The sequence below is a fragment of the [Clostridium] scindens ATCC 35704 genome (assembly GCF_004295125.1).
Classification (GTDB): Bacteria; Bacillota; Clostridia; order Lachnospirales; family Lachnospiraceae; genus Clostridium_AP; species Clostridium_AP scindens.
Window position 1 is genome coordinate 2087463 of the sequence record NZ_CP036170.1, and the last position, 21881, is coordinate 2109343.

The 21881-nt window shown below is 48.4% G+C and carries 21 protein-coding genes and 1 pseudogene; 19 read left to right on the top strand and 3 right to left on the bottom strand.

The window, feature by feature from the left end:
- Window positions 1–4: 4 nt before the first annotated feature.
- The 8 genes from HDCHBGLK_RS10770 to HDCHBGLK_RS10805 all read left to right on the top strand — a co-directional run bounded on the left by HDCHBGLK_RS10770 (window position 5) and on the right by HDCHBGLK_RS10805 (window position 7153).
- A complete protein-coding gene (locus tag HDCHBGLK_RS10770) occupies window positions 5–1318 on the top strand; it encodes a replication-associated recombination protein A (protein WP_004605603.1) in 1314 nt (437 codons plus the stop codon).
- A gap of 55 nt (window positions 1319–1373) precedes the next feature.
- A complete protein-coding gene (locus HDCHBGLK_RS10775) occupies window positions 1374–1697 on the top strand; it encodes an MGMT family protein (RefSeq protein ID WP_025644749.1) in 324 nt (107 codons plus the stop codon).
- Window positions 1698–1831: 134 nt separating this feature from the next.
- On the top strand, window positions 1832–2512 hold the full coding sequence (locus HDCHBGLK_RS10780) for a response regulator transcription factor (protein ID WP_004605605.1): 681 nt from the start codon (window positions 1832–1834) through the stop codon (window positions 2510–2512).
- A complete protein-coding gene (locus tag HDCHBGLK_RS10785) occupies window positions 2500–3720 on the top strand; it encodes a HAMP domain-containing sensor histidine kinase (RefSeq protein ID WP_004605606.1) in 1221 nt (406 codons plus the stop codon). Before HDCHBGLK_RS10780 ends, HDCHBGLK_RS10785 begins: the two co-directional genes overlap by 13 nt.
- 73 nt (window positions 3721–3793) lie before the next feature.
- Window positions 3794–4672, top strand: coding sequence for an ABC transporter ATP-binding protein (locus HDCHBGLK_RS10790; protein WP_004605607.1), 879 nt, complete (start codon window positions 3794–3796; stop codon window positions 4670–4672).
- The gene (locus HDCHBGLK_RS10795; RefSeq protein ID WP_004605608.1) at window positions 4672–5910 is read left to right on the top strand and encodes an ABC transporter permease; all 1239 of its coding nucleotides are present in this window, start codon (window positions 4672–4674) and stop codon (window positions 5908–5910) included. Before HDCHBGLK_RS10790 ends, HDCHBGLK_RS10795 begins: the two co-directional genes overlap by 1 nt.
- Entirely contained in the window at window positions 5867–6487 is a 621-nt protein-coding gene (locus HDCHBGLK_RS10800; RefSeq protein WP_009248705.1) for a hypothetical protein, read from the top strand. Before HDCHBGLK_RS10795 ends, HDCHBGLK_RS10800 begins: the two co-directional genes overlap by 44 nt.
- 75 nt (window positions 6488–6562) lie before the next feature.
- The gene (locus tag HDCHBGLK_RS10805; RefSeq protein ID WP_004605610.1) at window positions 6563–7153 is read left to right on the top strand and encodes a DUF3841 domain-containing protein; all 591 of its coding nucleotides are present in this window, start codon (window positions 6563–6565) and stop codon (window positions 7151–7153) included.
- A gap of 6 nt (window positions 7154–7159) precedes the next feature.
- Here the strand turns inward: HDCHBGLK_RS10805 and HDCHBGLK_RS10810 are convergent, their stop codons facing one another.
- Window positions 7160–8206: an acyltransferase family protein gene (locus HDCHBGLK_RS10810; RefSeq protein WP_004605611.1), complete on the bottom strand. Its 1047-nt coding sequence runs from the start codon at window positions 8204–8206 to the stop codon at window positions 7160–7162.
- Window positions 8207–8444: 238 nt separating this feature from the next.
- Between HDCHBGLK_RS10810 and HDCHBGLK_RS10815 the strand changes: the two genes are divergently transcribed.
- Window positions 8445–8627, top strand: coding sequence for a hypothetical protein (locus HDCHBGLK_RS10815; RefSeq protein ID WP_004605612.1), 183 nt, complete (start codon window positions 8445–8447; stop codon window positions 8625–8627).
- Window positions 8628–8674: 47 nt separating this feature from the next.
- Here HDCHBGLK_RS10815 and HDCHBGLK_RS10820 read toward each other — a convergent pair whose 3' ends face one another.
- On the bottom strand, window positions 8675–9763 hold the full coding sequence (locus HDCHBGLK_RS10820; protein ID WP_009248704.1) for a hypothetical protein: 1089 nt from the start codon (window positions 9761–9763) through the stop codon (window positions 8675–8677).
- A 179-nt stretch (window positions 9764–9942) separates the two neighbouring features.
- On the opposite strand from HDCHBGLK_RS10820, the gene HDCHBGLK_RS10825 reads away from it, so the two are divergent.
- From HDCHBGLK_RS10825 to glmM, 8 genes are all read left to right on the top strand, one after another.
- Entirely contained in the window at window positions 9943–10656 is a 714-nt protein-coding gene (locus HDCHBGLK_RS10825) for an IMP cyclohydrolase (RefSeq protein WP_009248703.1), read from the top strand.
- Window positions 10657–10697: 41 nt separating this feature from the next.
- The gene (locus HDCHBGLK_RS10830; RefSeq protein ID WP_004605615.1) at window positions 10698–11876 is read left to right on the top strand and encodes a phosphoribosylaminoimidazolecarboxamide formyltransferase; all 1179 of its coding nucleotides are present in this window, start codon (window positions 10698–10700) and stop codon (window positions 11874–11876) included.
- Window positions 11877–12449: 573 nt separating this feature from the next.
- The gene (locus HDCHBGLK_RS10835; RefSeq protein ID WP_227060846.1) at window positions 12450–13028 is read left to right on the top strand and encodes a manganese efflux pump MntP; all 579 of its coding nucleotides are present in this window, start codon (window positions 12450–12452) and stop codon (window positions 13026–13028) included.
- A 31-nt stretch (window positions 13029–13059) separates the two neighbouring features.
- Window positions 13060–14472 carry a radical SAM protein gene (locus HDCHBGLK_RS10840; RefSeq protein ID WP_004605618.1) on the top strand — a complete coding sequence of 471 codons (1413 nt, stop codon included), beginning with the start codon at window positions 13060–13062 and terminating at the stop codon, window positions 14470–14472.
- A gap of 156 nt (window positions 14473–14628) precedes the next feature.
- Window positions 14629–15624: a lysylphosphatidylglycerol synthase transmembrane domain-containing protein gene (locus tag HDCHBGLK_RS10845; RefSeq protein WP_004605619.1), complete on the top strand. Its 996-nt coding sequence runs from the start codon at window positions 14629–14631 to the stop codon at window positions 15622–15624.
- Between the two features lie 4 nt (window positions 15625–15628).
- Complete coding sequence (locus HDCHBGLK_RS10850) at window positions 15629–16216, top strand: TetR family transcriptional regulator (protein WP_004605620.1); 588 nt, start codon at window positions 15629–15631, stop codon at window positions 16214–16216.
- A gap of 98 nt (window positions 16217–16314) precedes the next feature.
- Window positions 16315–17706, top strand: coding sequence for an NAD(P)/FAD-dependent oxidoreductase (locus HDCHBGLK_RS10855; RefSeq protein WP_004605621.1), 1392 nt, complete (start codon window positions 16315–16317; stop codon window positions 17704–17706).
- Window positions 17707–17889: 183 nt separating this feature from the next.
- Window positions 17890–19236, top strand: coding sequence for a phosphoglucosamine mutase (gene glmM, locus HDCHBGLK_RS10860; protein WP_004605622.1), 1347 nt, complete (start codon window positions 17890–17892; stop codon window positions 19234–19236).
- A gap of 38 nt (window positions 19237–19274) precedes the next feature.
- On the opposite strand, the gene HDCHBGLK_RS10865 is transcribed toward glmM, so the two are convergent.
- Window positions 19275–20117 (bottom strand): YitT family protein, encoded by an 843-nt coding sequence (locus HDCHBGLK_RS10865; protein ID WP_039909386.1) that lies wholly within the window; start codon window positions 20115–20117, stop codon window positions 19275–19277.
- Window positions 20118–20279: 162 nt separating this feature from the next.
- Between HDCHBGLK_RS10865 and HDCHBGLK_RS20205 the strand changes: the two are divergent.
- Window positions 20280–20378: pseudogene (locus HDCHBGLK_RS20205) on the top strand (hypothetical protein); the annotation flags it as partial.
- A gap of 102 nt (window positions 20379–20480) precedes the next feature.
- Entirely contained in the window at window positions 20481–21794 is a 1314-nt protein-coding gene (gene eno / locus HDCHBGLK_RS10875) for a phosphopyruvate hydratase (protein ID WP_004605626.1), read from the top strand.
- The last annotated feature ends 87 nt before the right edge of the window (window positions 21795–21881 follow it).

Here is a 21881-nt window from a genome sequence, read left to right on the forward strand (position 1 = left end):
TAAGATGGAACAGATGTCCTTGTTTGACGACCGGCAGGCCAGCGCGCCGCTGGCAAGCCGATTAAGGCCCTCTTCTTTGGAAGACTTCGTGGGCCAGGAGCACCTTCTTGGGAAGGGAAGGATGTTAAGACAGCTGATCGAGCGAGACCAGATATCTTCCATGATATTCTGGGGGCCGCCCGGCGTAGGAAAGACGACGCTTGCCAGTATCATAGCCGGACGCACGAAGGCGGATTTTATCAATTTCAGCGCAGTCACCAGCGGAATCAAGGAGATCAAGGAGGTCATGAGGCAGGCGGAGGAAAGCCGCTGCATGGGGATTCGAACCGTACTATTCGTCGATGAGATTCACCGGTTCAATAAGGCCCAGCAGGATGCCTTCCTTCCATTTGTGGAAAAAGGGAGCATCGTCCTGATCGGCGCCACTACAGAGAATCCCTCCTTTGAAGTGAATGCGGCGCTTCTTTCCAGGTGCCGGGTATTCGTGCTGAAGGCTTTGGAAGAGACGGATTTGGTAAAATTATTGACCAATGCCCTGAATAGCCCGGCGGGCCTAAAAGACCAGAATGTCCGGATTACGCAGCAGCAGCTTAAGGCCATTGCGGCGTTTGCCAACGGGGATGCCAGAACGGCGCTGAATATTCTGGAGATGGCGGTGATAAACGGCGAGATCACGGCAGATGGCATGACGGTCACCAATGAAGGACTGGAGCAGTGCATCAGCAAGAAGTCCCTTTTATATGATAAAAATGGTGAAGAACATTATAACTTGATATCGGCGCTTCACAAGTCCATGCGTAACAGCGACCCGGATGCGGCCATTTACTGGATGTGCCGCATGCTGGAGGGAGGGGAGAATCCCCTGTATATCGCGAGGAGGCTGATTCGTTTTGCAAGCGAGGATATTGGAATGGCGGACAGCCATGCTCTTCAGGTGGCGGTTGCGGCCTATCAGGCGTGTCATTTTCTGGGAATGCCGGAGTGCGATGTGCACCTGACCCATGCAGTCACCTATCTGTCCGTGGCTCCTAAGTCCAATGCCCTTTATATGGCATGCGAGGCATGCAAGAAGGATGTGAAGAATCTGCGTGCCCAGCCGGTTCCCCTACAGATTCGCAATGCGCCTACCAGCCTGATGAAGGAACTGGACTATGGGAAAGGCTATGAATATGCCCACGATACAGAAGAGAAGCTGACGCATATGCAGTGCATGCCTGAGGGAATGGAAGACAGGAAATACTACCGGCCCACCACGCAGGGAGAAGAAGAAAGGGTAAAGGAACGGCTGGAAGCAATTGAGGCATGGCGCAGAAGTTAACATAGCGGGAAAGTCCCCGGCTAAAAAGACTAGGATGAAGAAGGATGGAAAGAAGATGAAAGAGGAAAAAAGCGCATTTGAGAGAATCTACGATATTATCCGGGAGATTCCCGAAGGAAAGGTGGCTTCCTATGGACAGGTCGCAGAACTTGCGGGAAACCGCCGGTGGGCACGGGTGGTAGGCTATGCCCTTCATGCTGTGCCAGAAGACAGCGAGCTTCCCTGCCACCGGGTGGTAACTAAGGATGGTAATGTATCCTGCGCCTTTAGCGGCGGCATCTGCAACCGGCAGATGGAATTGCTGAAAAAAGAAGGGGTAGGATTTATAGACGATCATGTGGATATGCGACGCTTTCAATGGTCGAAGCGCCTATTCTGATGTTTGGGCTCGCAAGGCAGGCTCTGACCGATCCATCTTTCTAAAGATTAAGATTATTTGAATATCGTCCTGCATAGGGAATTTATAGAGAATATCATGCTATAATATTTCCCGAAAGGCAGGGCGATATTTTTATGGAAATAAAGAAAAAGATGCTGGCAGCGGATGATGAGCCGGGAATCATCCATCTGTTAAAGGATTATTTTGAAATGCAGGACTACCAGGTGATAGAGGCCGAAAATGGGATGGAAGTACTGGAGAAGATATCCCAGAATCCGGATATTATTCTTCTGGATGTGAATATGCCAGGATTGGATGGATTTGAAGTATGCGAGAGAATCCGCGCGCATGTCTCCTGCCCCATCCTTTTTTTGACGGCAAAGATAGAAGAGGCTGACAGGATCAAGGGCCTGATGCTGGGAGGCGATGACTATATATTGAAACCCTTCAGTATCGAAGAACTGGGAGCAAGGGTGGAAGCCCATCTGCGAAGGGAAGAACGAATTAAGCGCAAAAAGCCGGTGAAGATCTGTGGAGCGCTGGCAATACGCTATGAAGAACGCTGCGTATATATCGGGGAAGATTTGCTTGGGCTTACCAAGACAGAATATGGAATCCTGGAACTTCTGTCTCTCAATCCAGGACAGGTATTCAGCAAAGAGCAGCTCTATGAAAAGGTCCGGGGGTATGAAGGGGATGCAGATGCAGGCATCATAACAGAGCATATCCGAAGAATCAGGGCAAAGATCAGCCGTTACACAGATAAGGCATATATTGAGACGGTATGGGGAGTGGGATATCGATGGATTGGATAAATGAGAAATTTGAAAAACTGTTTTCCTGGGTGAGGAATCTTACTTTCCGCAGGGCAATGATCGCTTATATCCTATTGACATCCGTTATCGTATGGGCATTATCTTTTGTTACAATGCGCCTGTGCTGGCAGTGGGAGAACAGTCTGTGGAAACAATATGACAGTATCAATGACTTAGGCAATGTCATAGTTGAAAATGGCTTGATGTGGATGAATTCGATGTGGAGGCAGCAGGTAGATGGCAGGCTGATAGTATTGGATATGATCCGGGTGTGGTGTCCGTTCTTCTATTTCCTGGCAGGAATCATTGTGGCGATCTGCCTTTTTTACCGAAGGCGGCTTCGGACGCCGCTTGCAATTCTGGAAGACTCCGCGGCTGCCATCAGAGGAAATGATCTGGACTTTCGGAACGCCTATGACAGCAGGGATGAGATGGGCAGGCTGTGCCAGTCCTTTGAAGAGATGCGCCAGGAACTGGTATGCAATAAGGAAAACATGTGGAAACTGGTGGAGCGGCAGAAAGAGTTGAATGCGGCGTTTGCCCATGATCTTCGAACGCCGCTAACGGTATTAAAAGGATATACGGATTTTTTGGCCAGATATATCCCGGAGGGCAAGGTAAGCCAGGAAAAGATGCAGGATACCCTGGAATTGATGTCGGATCATATTAAGAGGCTGGAACGCTACAGCTATACCATGAAAGAAGTCAGAGGAATCGACGAGGTACCGCTGCGGGCTGAGGATATGGCACTTGAGGGGATACAGAGCAAGATAGGAGAAGTGGTATTTGCCTTGAACCAGATCGGGGATATCTGGATCGATTATGCCAGATCTGAAACAGAATGCGAGATATACGCGGATGACAGCCTGATCGTGGAAGTACTTGAGAATCTGCTTTCCAACGCTATTCGCTATGCCAGGACAAAGATCCAGGTAATGGATGACTATGATGCGGCCAGCAGCGAGCTGATCCTGGCAGTCAGAGATGATGGGCCGGGATTTGCCAAAGAACAGATGCGAAAGGCGCTCAGGCCTTATTATAAAGAGTATGAAGACGATGCAAAGGATGAACACTTCGGCATAGGGCTCCATATCTGCAGGCAGCTGTGCCGCAAGCACGGCGGAACGCTGGACATTGCCAACAGCGTGGAAGGCGGTGCCATCGCCACAGCATCCTTCTCCTGCAAAAAGGAATCAAGAGAATCTTAATATTTCGTAGGGAAAATATAGATATTTGTATTCTATGCTATAGATATCCGAATAGAAAGAGAGGAGAATCAGAATGGATATAAGTATCAAGATAGAAGGCCTGAATCAATATTATGGCAGAAAACAGGCGCTTAAGGATGTGAATCTTTATATCAAGACGGGCATGTTCGGACTGCTTGGAAGGAATGGGGCAGGAAAGACGACCCTTATGAAGGTCCTGGCCACGCTTCTTAAGAAGTCCGAGGGAAAGGTATCAATATGTGGCATCCCGGTGGAGGATGCCAGGGAAATCAGACGGATCGTAGGGTATCTGCCCCAGGAATTCTCCATGTATCCGAATATGACGGTATATGAGGCGATGGATTATCTGGGCGTGCTTTCCGGCATGGATCAAAAAAGCAGAAAACAGAAGATTCCAAAACTTTTATATAAGGTAAATCTACAGGAAGACCAGAAGAAAAAAGTAAAAGTATTATCAGGGGGAATGAAGAGACGGCTGGGGATAGCCCAGGCTATCCTGCATGATCCCAAGATACTGATAGTGGATGAGCCTACGGCGGGACTGGACCCTGAGGAGCGTGTCAGGTTCCGCAATCTGCTGTGCGAGATAGCAAAGGATCGGATTGTGATTCTGTCTACGCATATCGTGGGGGATATTGAGGCTACCTGCGAGGACATCGCGGTGCTGGACGAGGGAAGCCTGATCTACCAGGGTACGGCTGCAGAATTGACCAGCCTGGCAGAAGGCAAGGTATATATGGCGGAAATCAGCAGGAAAGAAATGGAAACATTAAAGGAAAAATACGTGGTGACCAGCATGCTTACCCTGGGTAATAATGTGATGGCGCGTTTTATATCTGAAACCAGGCCCTTTGAGTCGGCGAAACTTTGCGAAGCAGGGGTGGAGGACGCCTATCTGTATCTGATGCATGGGAAGCGGGGTGGACGATAATGTTCTTTAAACTTTTCATGAAAGAATGTTCCCAAACGGCAAAAAGCCTGACTTATTGGCTGTTGGTGATCATCATGGTGCTGTTTTTCGCCTCCCAGATGGGACAGATGGATATGGAGAAGGCGCCGGAAAAAGGCTTGGAGGATTATGGCGTCAAGCCGAGCAAGGATAAGAATATCATTATGAGCGCAACCTTGGGAATGCTTGCCGGCGAATACGCCGAAGGAAGATACACGACCTATCCCATCGGATTTGTCAAGTCAGTGACGCTTGGCAAGGAAGAAGAGGCGAAAGTAGGAGAGATATTGAAAGAAGCCACGGGGCTTGACAAAGAAGAGATAGAAGAGAAGATAGATGAATTCTATGAAAACAGCGGCGGCATCATTACCTCCAGGCCAGTGCTTGAGCCATTGGAAAGCCTCTCTTACGGGCGGTTTGAAGAGATCATGCAGGAAGTAGATGACATGCTGGGAGGCGGATCATCCTATGCTTTGGATTCGCTCGGAGATAACGGATCTGAGCCTAAGACCTATGAAGATGCGGTGAAAGAGTACGAAGAACTGGTACAAAAGGACGGCTATACCGGAGGCTATGCCCGCCTTTTCAGCGACTACATGGTGATCATTCTGGGAATTCTTCCGGTATTCCTGGCCGTTACCAGGGAACTGCGGGATCGAAGGGCGAATATGCAGGAGTTGATCTATGTCCGAAGATCCTCTTCCATGACGATCATTGCAAGCAGGTACCTGTCTATGGTCGTCATGATATTGATTCCGGTTTTTGCGCTGTCCATACAGCCTTTGGCAAGCTGCGTCACGTATGCAAAAACAGCCGGAATATCGGTGGATTACCTGGCATTTGCAAAGTATATTGCAGGATGGCTGCTGCCCACCGTCATGGTGGTGACGGCGCTTGGCATGCTCTTGACAGAACTGACGGATACTGCGCTTGCAGTGCTGGTACAGGGAGCCTGGTGGTTCGTCTCCATCTTTATGGGGGCGAAGACGATGGACGGAGGAAGGTATGGATGGAATCTGATTCCCAGGCATAATACGATTCTGAATTACAGCGGATACCAGGAGGGGTTCTCGCAGCTGCTGACTAACAGAATCTTGTATGCATCGCTTGCGGTCATTGCTGTATCCGTGACAGCCTGGATCTATTCGCAGAAAAGGAAAGGGAGGATGAATATTCGTGGAAAGATATCTGCAAATCGGAAAAGTCAATCTAATGCATAATGTCCTGTGGCATTTGCTGGCCTGCGCCCTGCTTCTGTGCGCCTCCCCGCTAGTGCTGGGCACCAGCAATCTGGGAGAACGTGATACCGCAAAGGTACTGGAAATGTTCGTGGCGCTCATTGGCATCATTATGATCCCGTCGGTGTTTCTGCCGGAGCAGAACCGGGACATCCGGGAATTGATCCGTTCCAAGTATACGGGCTGTGGAATCGTGTATGGCATCCGGCTAATGACAAGCGTGCTGATTCTTGCAGCGCTTCTGGGGATATACGTCTGGATCCTTGCCAGAGGAAATTGCAGTTTCCCGGTTGCCGGCTATTATTGCGGTACTCTGGCGGAAATGCTGTTCCTTGGCGGATTAGGGTTGTTCTTTTACGGACTTTCTGATAATCTTGTGATAGGATATATGATACCGTTTTTCTACTATATCGTTGCGATAGGAAGCGGAGATAAATACTTGAGAATGTTCTATCCATTTTCCATGCAGAAAGGCAGTTATGACGAGAAATACTATCTGCTGGCCGGCGCCGTCATCATGATCGGCGCAGGAGTATGCCTGAGGTGCCGGAGGCGCTAGTGCTGGCGCATGGAGATAACGAGATAGAGCGGGACAATATAAGGATACCGGAATAACCGGCAGGAGGATGAGCAGATGGAACAGAAGACCGTGAATCTATATACCCGTCAGAATGATAAGACCCTGTATCAGTTGGAGCGAAATGGCAGGATTATCAATGAAAGGATCTATGTAGAACTGCATTTTGGAGATATCGCCCCCTTATTTATGGAAAGCTACGACTGGTTTACCAGGGAGGCGGCTAAGAAAGTGGCAAAGCCTGAGGATGTAAAGGCCCCGATCTGGTGCTCGATAAGCCCGGATAACTGTTTAAAGCCGATTCCGGATACCGTGGTCTATGTGCTGGAAGTGCCCCAGGATCAGATCATTTACTTTGATGATGTGAAGTGGGATTATGTACTGAACCGTATCTATCTTCCGAAGGATGACGAAGATGCCGCCGCTTATAAGCGGCACCTGAAAGAGATCGGGGTAGAGAATGGGTTTGAATTCTTTGAGGGCAGATACAAGGGCATGTTCCCGGAGGAAGTAGAGCGCATCCGCGCCAGCTGGAAGCGGGTCTTTGAGATCGACAACTGGACCATATTCAACGTCTGCGGCAATATCTGGGAGATTAAGAAGGAATGGGTAAAGCGTATCGTGCGGCCCGGGGAGAGCGTGGACTAGTCCACGCTAGATGGAACGCAGGTTTGGCGCGTATTTCCCGGTCCCATCCTTCTGGCGGACGCGCAGAGTACGAGGCAGCCTAAGAGAAGAGACTGCATTTGTAAAAGTAGTCAGCTGCGGGATGGAAAAAGCAGCGGTCATAAGCAGGCAGGACAGGATCAGCAGAAGAGAGCCGCTAAGCGTATCGATCCCCCTTAGCAGGTCCGTGCAGCCTTTCAGATAGGAGTAGGCCAGGCCATGGAACAGATAGATCGCCATGGTCCGGGTTCCGATATAGGAATAGAATGTCCGGCGGCCAGACATCAGCAATGCGACCGCCAGCGTCATGGCAAAGCCGATGCCATAGCAGATTCCCCGGCAGATGACGCCTTCGATAATACTCTGATCCAGATAATCATAGTTATATCTTCCATAGAAGATTTTGGGAGAAAGATTCCTAGGGAAAGGGTCAAAGGCCAGAAAGCATGCAAAGGCAGCAACGCCTGCGCATGCGATCATCCGGTTTTTCAGAGTGCGCATTCTTACAAGCAGGCTTCGGTCAAATGCCGACCCTGCCAGGAAGTAAGGGAAAAATACCAGGGTACGCGGAATGCTTAAGAAATTGTCCGGCATATCAAGGCATCCGGCCAGAAGTCCTGCGAGAATGGAAATGGCCATATAATGCGGAATCTTTCGGATATGCGGAGCCAGCAGCCGCCAGAAAAACAGCGCCTGGATATACCACAGGGAGAATTTGGGGTATAGCAGGTACAGCCCGGTTGGCTTATGGATGATGAAGGTGTAAACAAGGTAATAGATGATTTCATATATAATATAAGGTATGGCAAGCTTCTGGAACAAGATGCCAAGCGAAAGCGCACGTTTTGAAAAATAGCCGGATATGAAGATAAAGGCCGGCATATGGAAAGACACTACCAGCCATTTCAAAGCGTACAGGAACTCGTTATCCTTGTAACTGAGTTCGATAAAGTGTCCGATTACTACCAGCGCGATCAGAAGCGCCTTATAATTATCAAATAGATAGTCCCGCTTTTTTGTATTTCCCGACGGCATAATTTCAACTCCTATGATCAAATTCTATTTTTAACCTAATACATTCTACTCCTGGATTCTTATCAGGACAAGAAGTAAAATGTATAAAAAAATTAATGATATTTTCATGAATTTGTAACATTTTTATATTAATGGATAAAAGAGGGAATTTAGGTTTATAATACAGATATAAGGCACTCGTAGACGAAGCGGCAGATAGTCATGCTGCAGTTTCAGCCATATTCTGGAAGGTGATCGTATGGGAGATTTTATTGTCTTTATTACGCCGTTTATTATTGCCCTGAATGGCATCTTGCTGATCGCGACTGAAGTGATCGACTGGAAGAATAAGAAAAAGCGACGGGAAGGCGCTGGCGGGGAAGCAGATAATAGGCAGGAAGAGTATGAAGATATAAAAAGAAAATGGAGGGACGACTCCTAAAGGCTAAAAAAACGGTTCCGATCAGGAACCGTTTTTTATGCCCGATTCTATTCCGGGGTGGGAAGAATCAGAAGGGATAAGTTGGTCAGATCCGCATTGTCCTCCCCGGCGGAGATCAGGGAATTAAAATTCACCGGCACATTCACCGTGGTCTCTTCCCCGAAAGTAGGCGCCGCAGCATATTTTTCCAAGGTTGCTACCAGGCCTGCCGATACCTCGTCAATCGAATAATAAGTGCCCTGCTGGAACTCATTCATTGCATCAATCAGGCTGTTATTTGGCACGACAGTGACATCCATAGTGTAATTGAAGCCGCCGGCATCCTTTTTGGGAATTCCTGTAGTGTACTGGCACTGCTTCATAATGTTCTTAAGGGCATCCTTATATCTCTGCACATAGGCCTCGCCTAAGTCTGAAGGAGGATCGAACGTCTCCGTCTCATACCAGGCAAGAGCCTCTTCCTCGGTGCGGTTGGTATGTTTGGCAAATTGCTCTACTTCTCCCTTAAAACTGGCATCCAGATAAGATTGCATAAAGTTCTGGACGTCCAGGATTTCACAGACTGCATTGTATGGCTCCATGCAGTCATACAAAGCCTGGGAAAGAAACGCTTTCAGGCTGTCGTTGCTTATAGCGAAGGAATCCCCATCCTTCTTTACCTCCAAAGTCGAGATGACTTCGGCCTGGTACTTTGGCTTATCGGCAAGTATTTTTGCGTCTGATTCAAGAAGGGCGGAAGTCTCCGCAGTCAGATCGGATGATTTCAAGGCGTTGGCTTTCTCGCTGTCGGAAGACTTTAAGGTCTCTCCCACATTGAGCGGGGTATAGGTGACGTCCACTTTATAGTTTCCGTCATCGCCCTTTTTGGCGGAGGCTACTTCAAACTCTATGGTCTTGAAGCATTCCTGCAGGAACTTCTGATAGGGCTCCTTTAGTTCTTCCGGGAATTGGAGTACATACTCCTGATTGCTTTTGGCGATTCCATCCTCCAGAACGGCGGCGAAGCAATCCGCCTTTTCCTTCTTCATAGAAGTAATCTCCTCGCCGACGTATTTATCGGCGGAGTCCTTGCCGCATCCGGCCAGGAATAGCATGGACAGCAGGAAGGCGGCGGATAGGATGATTTTCTTTTTCATAACGCTAACCCTCATTCCTTTCTTAAATATAAAATTATAATAACTGTATTAATTGTAACATCAAGAAACAGCTGCTTCAACAGGAGGTTCAAGAAGTTTCAAATACCACTGGAAAAACCCATGTATTTTATATATAATAAGATAACAGGTCAAAACCAATGAAAAAAGGAGATGTATTCATGGAAATGTTATCAATTGAGAAAGAACTGCAGGGAAATTCATATCCGGGACGCGGGATTATCATAGGCAGGAGCACTGACGGGACCAAGGCCGTAACCGCTTATTTTATTATGGGAAGAAGCGTTAACAGCCGCAACCGAATCTTTGTGGAGGATGGGGAAGGCATCCGCACGCAGGCATATGATCCGTCTAAACTGACTGATCCAAGCCTGATTATCTATGCGCCAGTGCGTGTGCTTGGCAATAAGACAATTGTAACAAATGGAGACCAGACGGATACCATCTATGAGGGAATGGACAAGCAGATGACGTTTGAACAGTCATTAAGAAGCAGGGAGTTTGAGCCGGACGGTCCCAACTATACGCCAAGGATTTCGGGAATCATGCATATCGAGAATGGCACATATAACTATGCGATGTCTATCTTAAAGAGCAATAACGGCAGTCCGGACAGTTGTAATCGCTATACGTTCGCATATGAGAACCCGGCGGCAGGCGAAGGACATTTTATCCATACATACAAGTGTGACGGCGACCCGCTGCCAAGTTTTGAGGGTGAGCCGAAACTGATCGCGGTTCCGGATGATATAGATGCATTTACAGATACATTGTGGAACAGTTTGAATGAAGACAATAAGGTGTCTCTGTTCGTCCGCTACATTGATATCGCTTCCGGTACATGTGCGACCAGGATTGTAAATAAGAACCAGTAAGTCAAAAGGCAAGGATAATAAATGCAAAGGAGCAAGAGAAGATGAAAGAATTAGAGTTGAAATATGGCTGCAATCCAAATCAGAAGCCATCCAGGATCTATATGGCAGGCGGCGGGGAACTTCCCATCCAGGTATTATGCGGAAGGCCGGGATATATTAACTTCTTGGACGCGTTTAATGGGTGGCAGCTGGTAAGCGAGCTTAAGAAGGCCACGGGACTTCCGGCAGCAACCTCCTTCAAGCATGTATCGCCGGCGGGGGCGGCCGTAGGACTGCCGCTGAGCGATACGCTGGCAAAGATCTACTGGGTAGATGATCTGGGAGAATTGTCCCCGCTTGCCTGTGCATATGCAAGAGCCAGGGGAGCAGACCGCATGTCTTCATTCGGAGATTTCATCTCCTTATCCGATGTGTGCGATGTGGACACGGCCAGGCTGATCAAGCGCGAGGTATCCGATGGCGTTATTGCGCCAGGATATGAGCCGGAGGCTCTCGAACTTCTGAAGCAGAAGAAGAATGGCAATTACAATGTCATCCAGATTGATCCGGATTATGTGCCGGAGCCGCTGGAGCACAAGGATGTGTTCGGCATCACGTTTGAGCAGGGAAGAAATGAACTGAGGATCGATGAGGAATTCTTCTCCAATATCGTGACGGATAACAAGGAACTGACAGAGCAGGCCAAGATTGATCTTGCCATCTCTATGATCACATTAAAATACACCCAGTCCAATTCCGTATGCTTCGTAAAAGACGGACAGGCGATCGGCATCGGCGCAGGTCAGCAGTCCAGAATCCACTGCACGCGCCTGGCAGGCACCAAGGCTGACAACTGGTGGCTGAGACAGTCCCCGCAGGTTATGAACCTTCCATTTGTGGATTCCATCCGTCGCGCTGACCGGGACAATGCCATTGACCTTTATATTGGGGACGATTATATGGATGTCCTGGCAGATGATGCATGGCCGGCAATCTTCAAAGAGAAGCCGGAAGTATTCTCAAGGGAAGAAAAGAGAGAATGGCTTGACAAGATGACAGATGTAGCCCTTGGCTCAGACGCTTTCTTCCCGTTTGGGGACAACATCGAGCGCGCCCATAAAAGCGGCGTGAAGTATATTGCACAGCCAGGCGGCTCTGTTAGAGACGACAATGTGATCGCAACCTGTAATAAGTATGGAATGGTGATGTCCTTTACGGGAATCCGGCTGTTCCATCATTAGGGATTTTTGGGCGTGGTTTGTTGGAACTTGGAAGAAGGACGGCGTCTGCAGGGGGCAGGTGGCTTTTCTTTTCCGACTTGCTTCGCCTTGGATTTGTAACTTCAAATGCAGTCAAAATAAGGAAACCGTGCCTATTCGGCAGGAAATTTGGATGATTTCCCGTCTCAGAGGCACTTGGGGATTTTGCTTGTGGCAAAATCCCCATTCCTTATTTTGGCTGCATTTTCAGTAACAGTTCCTACGGCTCATCCGACGGAAAGGTAAAGGCACCTGCCCCCTGCAGACGCCTGGCGTTCACTAAAGTTCAAGAAACTATCGCGGTGGAGAAGGTGTACATGAACGCCAGCACACCTCATGACGTTGTCGGTAAATTGCCGACAGCGAGGGTGGAGATGGGGCGGATTCTGCAGGGAAGCGGACAGGACGAAGAATCCGCTCCATCCCCTCCCTCGCGTACGCCAATTTCACTACAAATCTCCCCAAATGTAGTATTCTTTAGACGTTCGTCTTTCTTTGTACATTCAATTTTCTGAATATTTCCCTTACAATAGATTTTAAAGGAAGGTGATGCAGATGTCCATAGCAGAGATTCTGGTTATCTCCATCGGCCTATCCATTGATGTATTTGTGGCGGTGGCATATCTTGGGGCGGGTTTTTCGAAGATCCTTGCAAGGAATTTGGCCGGGCTTAGCCTTTTATTTGGCGGGATGCAGCTTGGAGGCCTGATTATCGGCAATCTGGTCACTTTGCTTCCGGCAGTTCCGACAGACCACTCGAAGAATGTGGCTGATGGCTGGGAAGGAATAACGGTACTGATCTTTGCGGGACTTGGAATCTATATGATATGCAAGGGCGTGAAGAGGGAACAGGTCCTGGAACGCCGGAAAGATGCGATCGAATGGAAGACGACGACGGTTCTGGCTCTGGTGACCAGCATAGATGCATTTATGGCAGGCGTAGGGATGGGATTTTTGGATACAGAGGTGATTGCCCAGGCGATCACATTATTTCCGGTAACAGTCCTGCAGGTTATCTTTGGCGTATATGCAGGGTACAGGCTTGGCCTGAAGCACAACAGGCATGCATACTGGATCGGGGGCGCAATGCTTCTTTTGGCCAGCGCGGACGTAGTAATCCACTATTATATATAGATTGAACGAAAGAAGAAGGAGGAAGCATATTATGAGTACATTATCACACAAAGCGGCAAGAGGCGCGTATGGAACCGCGATCGACATGGTGCTAAGGCACATGAATAAGGACAGGGAAAAAGGAATGCTTCAACTGGTGGATCTGACAGAACGCTATATGGGCAGCCATTTTGACAGCAAGAATTATGAGGCTGCGAGGTGTATGATAAAGGATCCTGAGAGTAAATGGATGAAGTATATCAACCGTCTGCTGGACGAGGTGGATCCCTATGTCATCCGCCAGTCGGCCCTGAATCTTGGCTATGAAGCAGGACTTTATGGGACCAAGACCATACGGGAGATGAGAAAAAAGTATGACTGCAATATCCCTTGGCTGATTCTGATGGACCCCACCAGCGCCTGCAATCTGCATTGCACCGGATGCTGGGCAGCAGAATATGGCAACAGGCTGAATCTTACGTTCGATGAATTGGACGGAATCATTACCCAGGGCAAAGAACTGGGGATTTATTTCTATATGTATACCGGCGGAGAGCCGCTGGTACGTAAGGCCGATATTATAAAACTATGCGAGAAGCATAATGACTGTGCCTTCCATGCATTTACCAATGGGACGCTGGTAGACGAGGCGTTTTGCGAGGATATGAGAAGAGTGGGGAATCTTTCCTTGTCTATCAGTCTGGAAGGCTTTGAAGAGGTCAATGATTTTCGCAGAGGGAACGGGGTATTTGACAAGGTAATGCATGCCATGGATCTGCTAAAGCAGTCCGGGCAGATATTCGGGACATCCATCTGCTATACGAGCAAGAATATTGATACGGTGACTTCGGATGAATTCCTGGATCTGATTATAGAAAAAGGCTGCCGGTTTACCTGGTATTTCCACTATATGCCGGTGGGAAACGATGCGGCGCCGGAACTTCTGCCAACGAAGGAGCAGAGGGAGTACATGTACCACAGGATACGGGAAATCCGGGCAATGGAAGGCGGTAAGCCGATCTATGCCATGGATTTCCAGAATGATGGTGAGTTTGTAGGCGGCTGCATTGCAGGCGGACGGAACTATTGTCATATCAATCCCAACGGCGATGTAGAACCGTGTGTATTCATCCATTATTCCAGCGCGAATATCAGGGAAGTCTCTCTGCTGGATGCGCTCAGGCAGCCCTTGTTTATGGCATACAGGGATAATCAGCCATTCAACGGCAATCATCTGCGGCCATGCCCGATGCTTGAGAATCCGGAGATCCTGATGCGTATGGTAAAGGAGACAGGCGCAAAGTCTACGGACCTTAAGTCGCCTGAGACGGTGGAGCATCTGTGCGGCAAATGTCATGAGTATGCCGAGAACTGGAAGGAAACCGCCGAGAAGATATGGGAAGAGAATCCTCATCATAAGATGAATTATGAAAATTATAAGCAGAGCCATAAGTCGGCAAGCTGACCTTTCTTATATCATAGGGAACTCCGTTCCCTATGATATAAGAACCATCCGGGGGATGCGCACTCCGGCGTAAGCCGAAATTGTCGCAGGCGGCCGCCGGAGGCGCGAGAATGTGCAGAGCACATTCTTTGTTCTGCGAGGAAAGAAGGAATCCCCTTGAAGAAAAATAACTGGTGGAAAATCATATTCATTGTAATAGTCCTCATCATCCTCTGTCTGTTATTTGGAGATTCCTTCTTTTCTATACAAAAGGAAATATCGGATACGGCAGGGCAGACAATACTTGGAATCTGCCTTTGCGGCGTATTCTATAACCTATCGGAGGGACTAGTATATGTCTGGCTTGCCAGGAGACATCAGAATGATTTTCATTACAGGGATGGCATCGCCTGCTCTTACTATACTGCGTTTTACCGTACGGTTACCCTTGGAAGCGGGACGGCGGCAGCGACAGTATATTTTTTATATAAGAAAGGGATCCAGGTGCCGGAAGGGGTTGCCATCTGTGCAGTCCAATATGTATTGCAGAGGATTGCGGTGGCTGTGTTTGGAGGGGCAGGATTCCTTTTCTGTGGCCCCTATATGAACCGTTGGTTTGGAGAATACCGCATGGAACTGATTCTGGGCTATGGCCTGACTGCCGTCATCTGTCTGGTCCTGATACTGGCCTGCGTATCCGAACGGTTCCACCGTACGCTGGCATGGCTGGGAAGAAAAGCAGACAGAAAGCACAAATATGAAGATAAGATTATGCAGATGGAAGGCAAAGGCATGCTTCTAAGGCAGGAGACGGCGAACCTTATGAAGGACAGGAGGGATATAATCCTGGTACTGCTGATGGAACTGGTAAAACTGGGCTGCTGGTACGTGATTCCGTATATGATCCTGCACCCTGCGGGATCGGGAATTTTTGAGACGGCCTGCGTCACTTCGCTAATATTGATGCTGGCGGGCATTATTCCCGCGCCTGGCGGGCTTGGCAGCACGGAGGGAGTGTTCATACTGCTGTTTTCCAGGATCGCGGGAGGCATCGAGGCGGCTTCCGCCATGCTGCTCTACCGGTTTGCAACCTATATGGTTCCTTGTGCGCTTGGTGGCATCTGTGTTATAATATTCCACAAATACTGGAAGGCAAATGGTGACAAAGGGTGATTGAATGGAACGTAGAAGCGAAAAGACAAAGGCTTTGCTGGGCGAGGAATTTAAAGAACTGGTGGTGGAAAAGTCTTTTGAAAAAATAACAATTAAGATGATTACGGATGCGGCAGGGGTCATCCGGCCTACTTTTTATAATTATTTTCAAGATAAATATGAGGTCATGGAATGGCTGTTATGGGAAGACGTCTTTCAAAGCGTGACAGAACTTATTTCCATGGATATGGCGCTGGAAGCAATGAAGATGCTGTTCCGCAAGATGGGAGCGGACAAGGCGTATTATAGAAAAGTCTTTGAAGTAGAGGGACAGAATTCTTTTGAAGAGATGCTGTATCAGAGGATCTACGACGTGGCCCGGAAACTGATAGAGAAGCATCCTCTGAAAGTGGAAGAGGACGCGCCCATCATTAGCGAGGAGATATTCTTAAGATTCCAGTCCATCACTTTGGTAAATGGGATCAAATACTGGCTGCTGTATGAAACGGATGAGATATCCGCGGATACGGCGCTTAAGTTTTATGAATTTCTGATGTCCCATTCGCTGTTGGAGATTATCGATGACGATATATTAGGCAGGGTTATTAATTAGGATCATAATTTCTAATTAATGCCTTGTTTTTTTATGTCCCCAATGGTATGATAGTCGAAGTGTAAAAAGCCCTGAAACATTAGGAGAGAAGTGATAGCATGAATCTGTATGACGTAATTATTATAGGCGCGGGTCCCTCCGGGATTTTCTGCGCATATGAATTGATGAGACAAAAACCGGATCTGAAGGTTTTAATGATTGAAAAGGGACGTTCGATCGAGAAGAGACAGTGCCCGAAGAGAAAGACTAAGACTTGCGTGGGCTGCCAGCCCTGCTCTATTACTACGGGATTTGCCGGAGCCGGAGCATTTTCGGATGGTAAATTATCCCTCTCCCCGGACGTGGGAGGAACGCTTCCTGAGATTTTGGGATATGAGAGGGCAGCAGAACTGATCCACGAAGCAGATAACATCTATCTGAAGTTCGGAGCAGATCAGAAGGTCTATGGAATCGAGGATTATGAGGCCATTGAGAATATTCGCGCCAAGGCAATCCGCGCGAACCTGAAGCTGATTGAATGTCCAATCCGCCATCTTGGAACCGAGGAAGGATATAAGATCTATACCAGGCTTCAGGAGCATCTGGAATCCTGCGGCGTTGAGATCAGATTCATGACCATGGTCAAGGATATTATCGTGGAAGACGGCGCTGCAACAGGAGTCGTGACGGATAAGGGCGAAGAATTCTATGCGCCGGAGATTGTGGCGGGAATCGGAAGAGAGGGTTCAGAGTGGTTCTCTCATATCTGCAAGGAGCATGAGATCGAGACGCGCAACGGCACGGTAGATGTAGGCGTACGTGTGGAAGTCCGGGATGAGATCATGAAGGAACTCAATGAGAAGCTTTACGAGGCGAAGCTGGTATATTATACGCCGACGTTTGACGATAAAGTCCGCGTGTTCTGCACCAACCCGTCAGGGGAAGTGGCAACGGAGTATTACGATGACGGCCTGGCAGTGGTAAACGGCCATGCTTATAAATCCAAGGATATGAAGACAAATAATACCAACTTTGCGCTGCTGGTTTCCAAGAATTTTACGGAGCCGTTCAAATCACCCATTGAATATGGCAAGCAGATCGCGCAGCTTGGAAATATGCTGTGCGATGGCAAGATACTTCTGCAGCGCTATGGGGATTTCCGGCGGGGCAGGCGTACTACCGAGGAACGACTGAACCGCAACAACATCGTGCCGACGCTGAAAGACGCTGTTCCGGGAGATCTGTCGTTGGTATTCCCGCACCGGATCATGGTAGCCATTGATGAGATGATCCAGGCGCTTGACAAAGTGACCCCGGGTATCGCTTCCGATGAGACGCTTTTGTATGGCGTGGAAGTGAAGTTCTATTCCAATAAAGTGGTCGTGAATCAGGATTTTGAGACCAGCGTAAAAGGTCTTCGGGCAATGGGCGACGGCGCTTCCATCACCAGAGGGCTTCAGCAGGCATCCGCCAATGGCATAAGTGTTGCAAGAAGCATATTAGCGAAGTAGAGACAGGTAAGAATAGAAAAGGGGGCATAATGCTTCTGATAATGTTATGGCCCCTTTTGACGTTATTTTTTTACATTTGGGTTGTATATAGAGTAAAAAAAATATATAATAGTAAAGATGTGAATGCTGATAGTGCAAAAAAATCGGTAAATATGGCAAATGATTTGAAGGAGAAGTATTGCTATGGGAAAATATTTTGGAACGGACGGATTCCGCGGGGAAGCCAATGAGGTATTGACGGTTGAACATGCATTCAAAGTGGGAAGGTTTCTTGGATGGTATTATGGCCAGGATCATAAGGCCAAGGTCGTGATCGGAAAGGATACCAGAAGAAGCAGCTACATGTTCGAGTATGCGCTGGTTGCGGGACTAACGGCATCCGGGGCAAATGCGTATCTGCTCCACGTTACGACGACGCCAAGCGTATCTTATGTGACAAGGACGGAGAATTTTGACTGTGGAATCATGATTTCCGCCAGCCACAATCCTTTCTATGATAATGGGATCAAGGTGATCAACGGAAAAGGACATAAGTTGGAGGCAGAAGTAGAAGAAAAGATAGAACGTTATATAGATGGCGAGATGGGCGAGCTGCCGCTTGCCAAGAAGGAAGAGATCGGCCGTACCGTAGACTATGCGGCAGGAAGAAACCGTTACATAGGCTATCTGATCTCCTTGGCTACCCGGTCATTTGAAGATAAGAAGGTGGGCCTGGACTGTTCCAACGGAAGCGCGTTTGCCATTGCAAAGAGCGTTTATGATGCATTGGGGGCAAAGACTTTTGTGATCAACTGCGAGCCCGACGGCACCAATATCAATACGAACTGCGGCTCCACCCATATTGAGGTGCTCAAGGAGTATGTAAAGGCAAATCATCTGGATGTGGGATTCGCATTTGATGGAGACGCAGATCGATGCATCGCGGTGGACGAGAACGGCAATGTGATAGATGGCGATTTGATCTTATATATCTGCGGCAAGTATATGAAGGAAAACGGACGCCTCAACGGAGATACCATTGTCACTACGATCATGTCCAACCTGGGGTTATACAAAGCCTGTGACAAGGTAGGCTTGAAATATGAGAAGACTGCCGTGGGCGATAAGTATGTCTATGAAAATATGGTTCAGAATAACTTCTCTCTCGGAGGGGAACAGTCCGGACATATCATTTTCAGCAAGCATGCAACCACGGGAGACGGCATCCTGACCTCCCTTATGATCATGGAAGTCATGCTGGAGAAGAAGTTAAGTCTTGCCAAGCTTGCCGAGGATGTGAAGATCTATCCGCAGCTGCTTCAGAATGTGCGGGTGGCAGATAAGAAGACGGCAAGGGAGAATCCTAAGGTCATGAAAGCAATCGACGCAGTGGCAGAGGCGCTGGGAGATGACGGACGCATCCTGGTAAGGGAGAGCGGAACCGAGCCGGTGATCCGGGTAATGGTGGAAGCGGCCACGGATGAACTTTGCGCCAAATATGTGGGCCAGGTAGTCGATGTGATCAAGGCACAAGGACTGGTAGTTCAGTAGGCTATGAAAGCATAAAAAGTGAACAAAAGGGTTCCGCTCTAGATGGAGTGGAACCCTTTTCCTATGATTTCGCTGGTATTGGAGATAAGAAGGAATGCGTCCGGCGCATTTTCCTTAATAAAATTCCTGAGTTTGACGGCCTCGATCCGATTAAGCGCTGTAAAGATGATATACTTATCCTCGCCGGAGAATGCGCCTTGGGCAAGAACAATGGTGGCGCTTCGGTGCAAGTCATCCTTGATAAAGTCGCAGATCGCCTTGGGACTTGTGCACACTACGTTGAAATACTTGGATAGATTCAAACTTTCAATAAAGCCGTCAATCATAAAGGAGCGGACGGCAAGTCCCAGAAAAGAATAAAGCCCGGTCTCGATATCGAATACGAAGCAGCCGGCAATGGTAATAATAAAGTCAGTGATCAAAAGAGCCTTTCCAATATCAGTGCTGGTATATTTTTTCATGATCATGGCAATGATATCCGTTCCCCCGCTGGATGCGCCGATATTAAAGAGTACTGCGGAGCCAAGGGAAGGAAGCGCGATGGCAAAAGCCAGTTCCATCACCGGCTGATCGGTAAGCGGCTGATTCAATGGATACAGCCGTTCCAATACGGATAAGGTGACAGACAAAAGGATGCTGCAGTAGGCTGTCTTTTCCGCGAATTTCTTGCCAAGGATCACGAAGCCGACGGCAAGAAGCACCATGTTGGCGATAAACGTAAAATCGCTGGCAGAGATCCGGCCTGTCTTCGCTACCAGGACCGCAAGTCCCGTGATTCCGCCAAACGTAAAGTTGTTGGCGAATTTAAAGAAGTAGATGCCTACTGCCATAATAATGGTACTGAAGGTTAATAAGAAGAAACTTTTTAATTTTGATTTCATAATTCCCTCCTTTGTCTGCATTGTAAATCTGCCGTGTAGAAATGTCAACGAATTCATGCTATATTGGAAGAAGAATAATGTAAGCAAGGAGATGGAAAAGTAGTCCTACGTTTCTCCGAAGGCGAATCTGTATACAGAGATGTTCAGCATAAAACTGCTGATGAATTCCTGACGGTCAGCAACCTTGCAGGAATCGCATTTGGGAATGCGGGTACGGGCGCTGTCCATGCAATGTCCTATCCGCTGAGCGGTGTCTGCCATTGCAGCAGATGGCAGAAATATACAGAAGGCTATATTAGTCCATTATTGCATTAGAAAAACATTAATTACACATAATATCCTCCATGAAGGAGGAGATAAGCGATGTATAAGTATTTACCGATTACGGATGTATACGCAAGAGAAATCTTAGATTCCCGCGGGAATCCGACTATAGAAGTGGAAGTGCTGGCAGGGGACGAATACCTGGGAAGGGCCAGTGTGCCGTCCGGCGCGTCTACCGGGCAGTATGAGGCAGTAGAACTCAGGGATAGGGAAGAGCGGTATGGCGGCCTTGGAGTGGAAAGGGCGGTAGACCATGTGAATGCCAAGATCGCTCCGGCAGTGATCGGCGTGAATGTATTTGAACAGCCGGCCCTTGACGCCATCCTGCTGCAGCTGGATGGTACCCAGAATAAGTCTCATCTCGGCGCCAATGCTATGCTGGGAGTGTCCATGGCAGCAGCCAGGGCAGCGGCAGGCGCGCTGCATATGCCGCTGTATGCTTATCTGGGAGGTACCAATGCCAAGAAGATGCCGGTGCCAATGATGAACATCATGAATGGCGGCAAGCATGCGGATAATACTATTGATATCCAGGAATTCATGATCATGCCCACCGGTGCGTGCTGCTTCAAGGAAGGTCTTAGAATGTGCGCTGAGATATACCACGTATTGAAGAAACTCTTAAAAGACCAGGGATACAGTACGGCGGTGGGAGATGAAGGCGGATTCGCGCCGAATCTTCCGGATGCCAAGGAAGCCCTGCGGTTCATCACGGAGGCCATCACAAAGGCCGGATATAAGCCGGGAGAAGACATTGTCATAGCGCTGGACGTAGCGGCCACGGAATTGTATGACAAGAGTTTCAAGAAATATGTGTTTGAAGGCGAAGGCAGGATGCACGGCCATAAAGTCATCCGATCAGTGGAAGAACTGATTGATTATTATGAAGAACTTGCGGAAGAATTCCCGATTGCCTCCATCGAAGATCCTTTGGATGAAGAGGACTGGGAAGGATGGGAACTACTGACCACCAGGATGGGCTTGGATACGCAGCTGGTGGGGGATGATCTGTTTGTCACCAACACCAGAAGGCTTAAGAAGGGAATTGAACGGGAAGTGGCCAATGCCATCCTGATCAAGGTTAATCAGATTGGAACGCTCACAGAAGCATTCGATGCGATTGAGATGGCTCAAAAGGCAGGCTACAAGACGGTCGTATCCCACCGCTCCGGCGAGACCGCTGATCCTATCATAGCAGACATCGCAGTCGCGTTTAATGCCGGACAGATCAAGACCGGGGCTCCTTGCCGGTCGGAACGGGTGTCCAAATACAACCAGCTGCTCAGGATTGAAGAGCGTCTGGGAGATATGGCAGTATATGAGGATCCTTTTGGAACTTCGGACGTGCTGTAAGATTTTCGGTTTTCTTTAGATTTCTTTTAGAAATCTTTTATGCAACATAAAGAAAATCTTAAAATTTAGAGCGTAAGATGAGAGCCA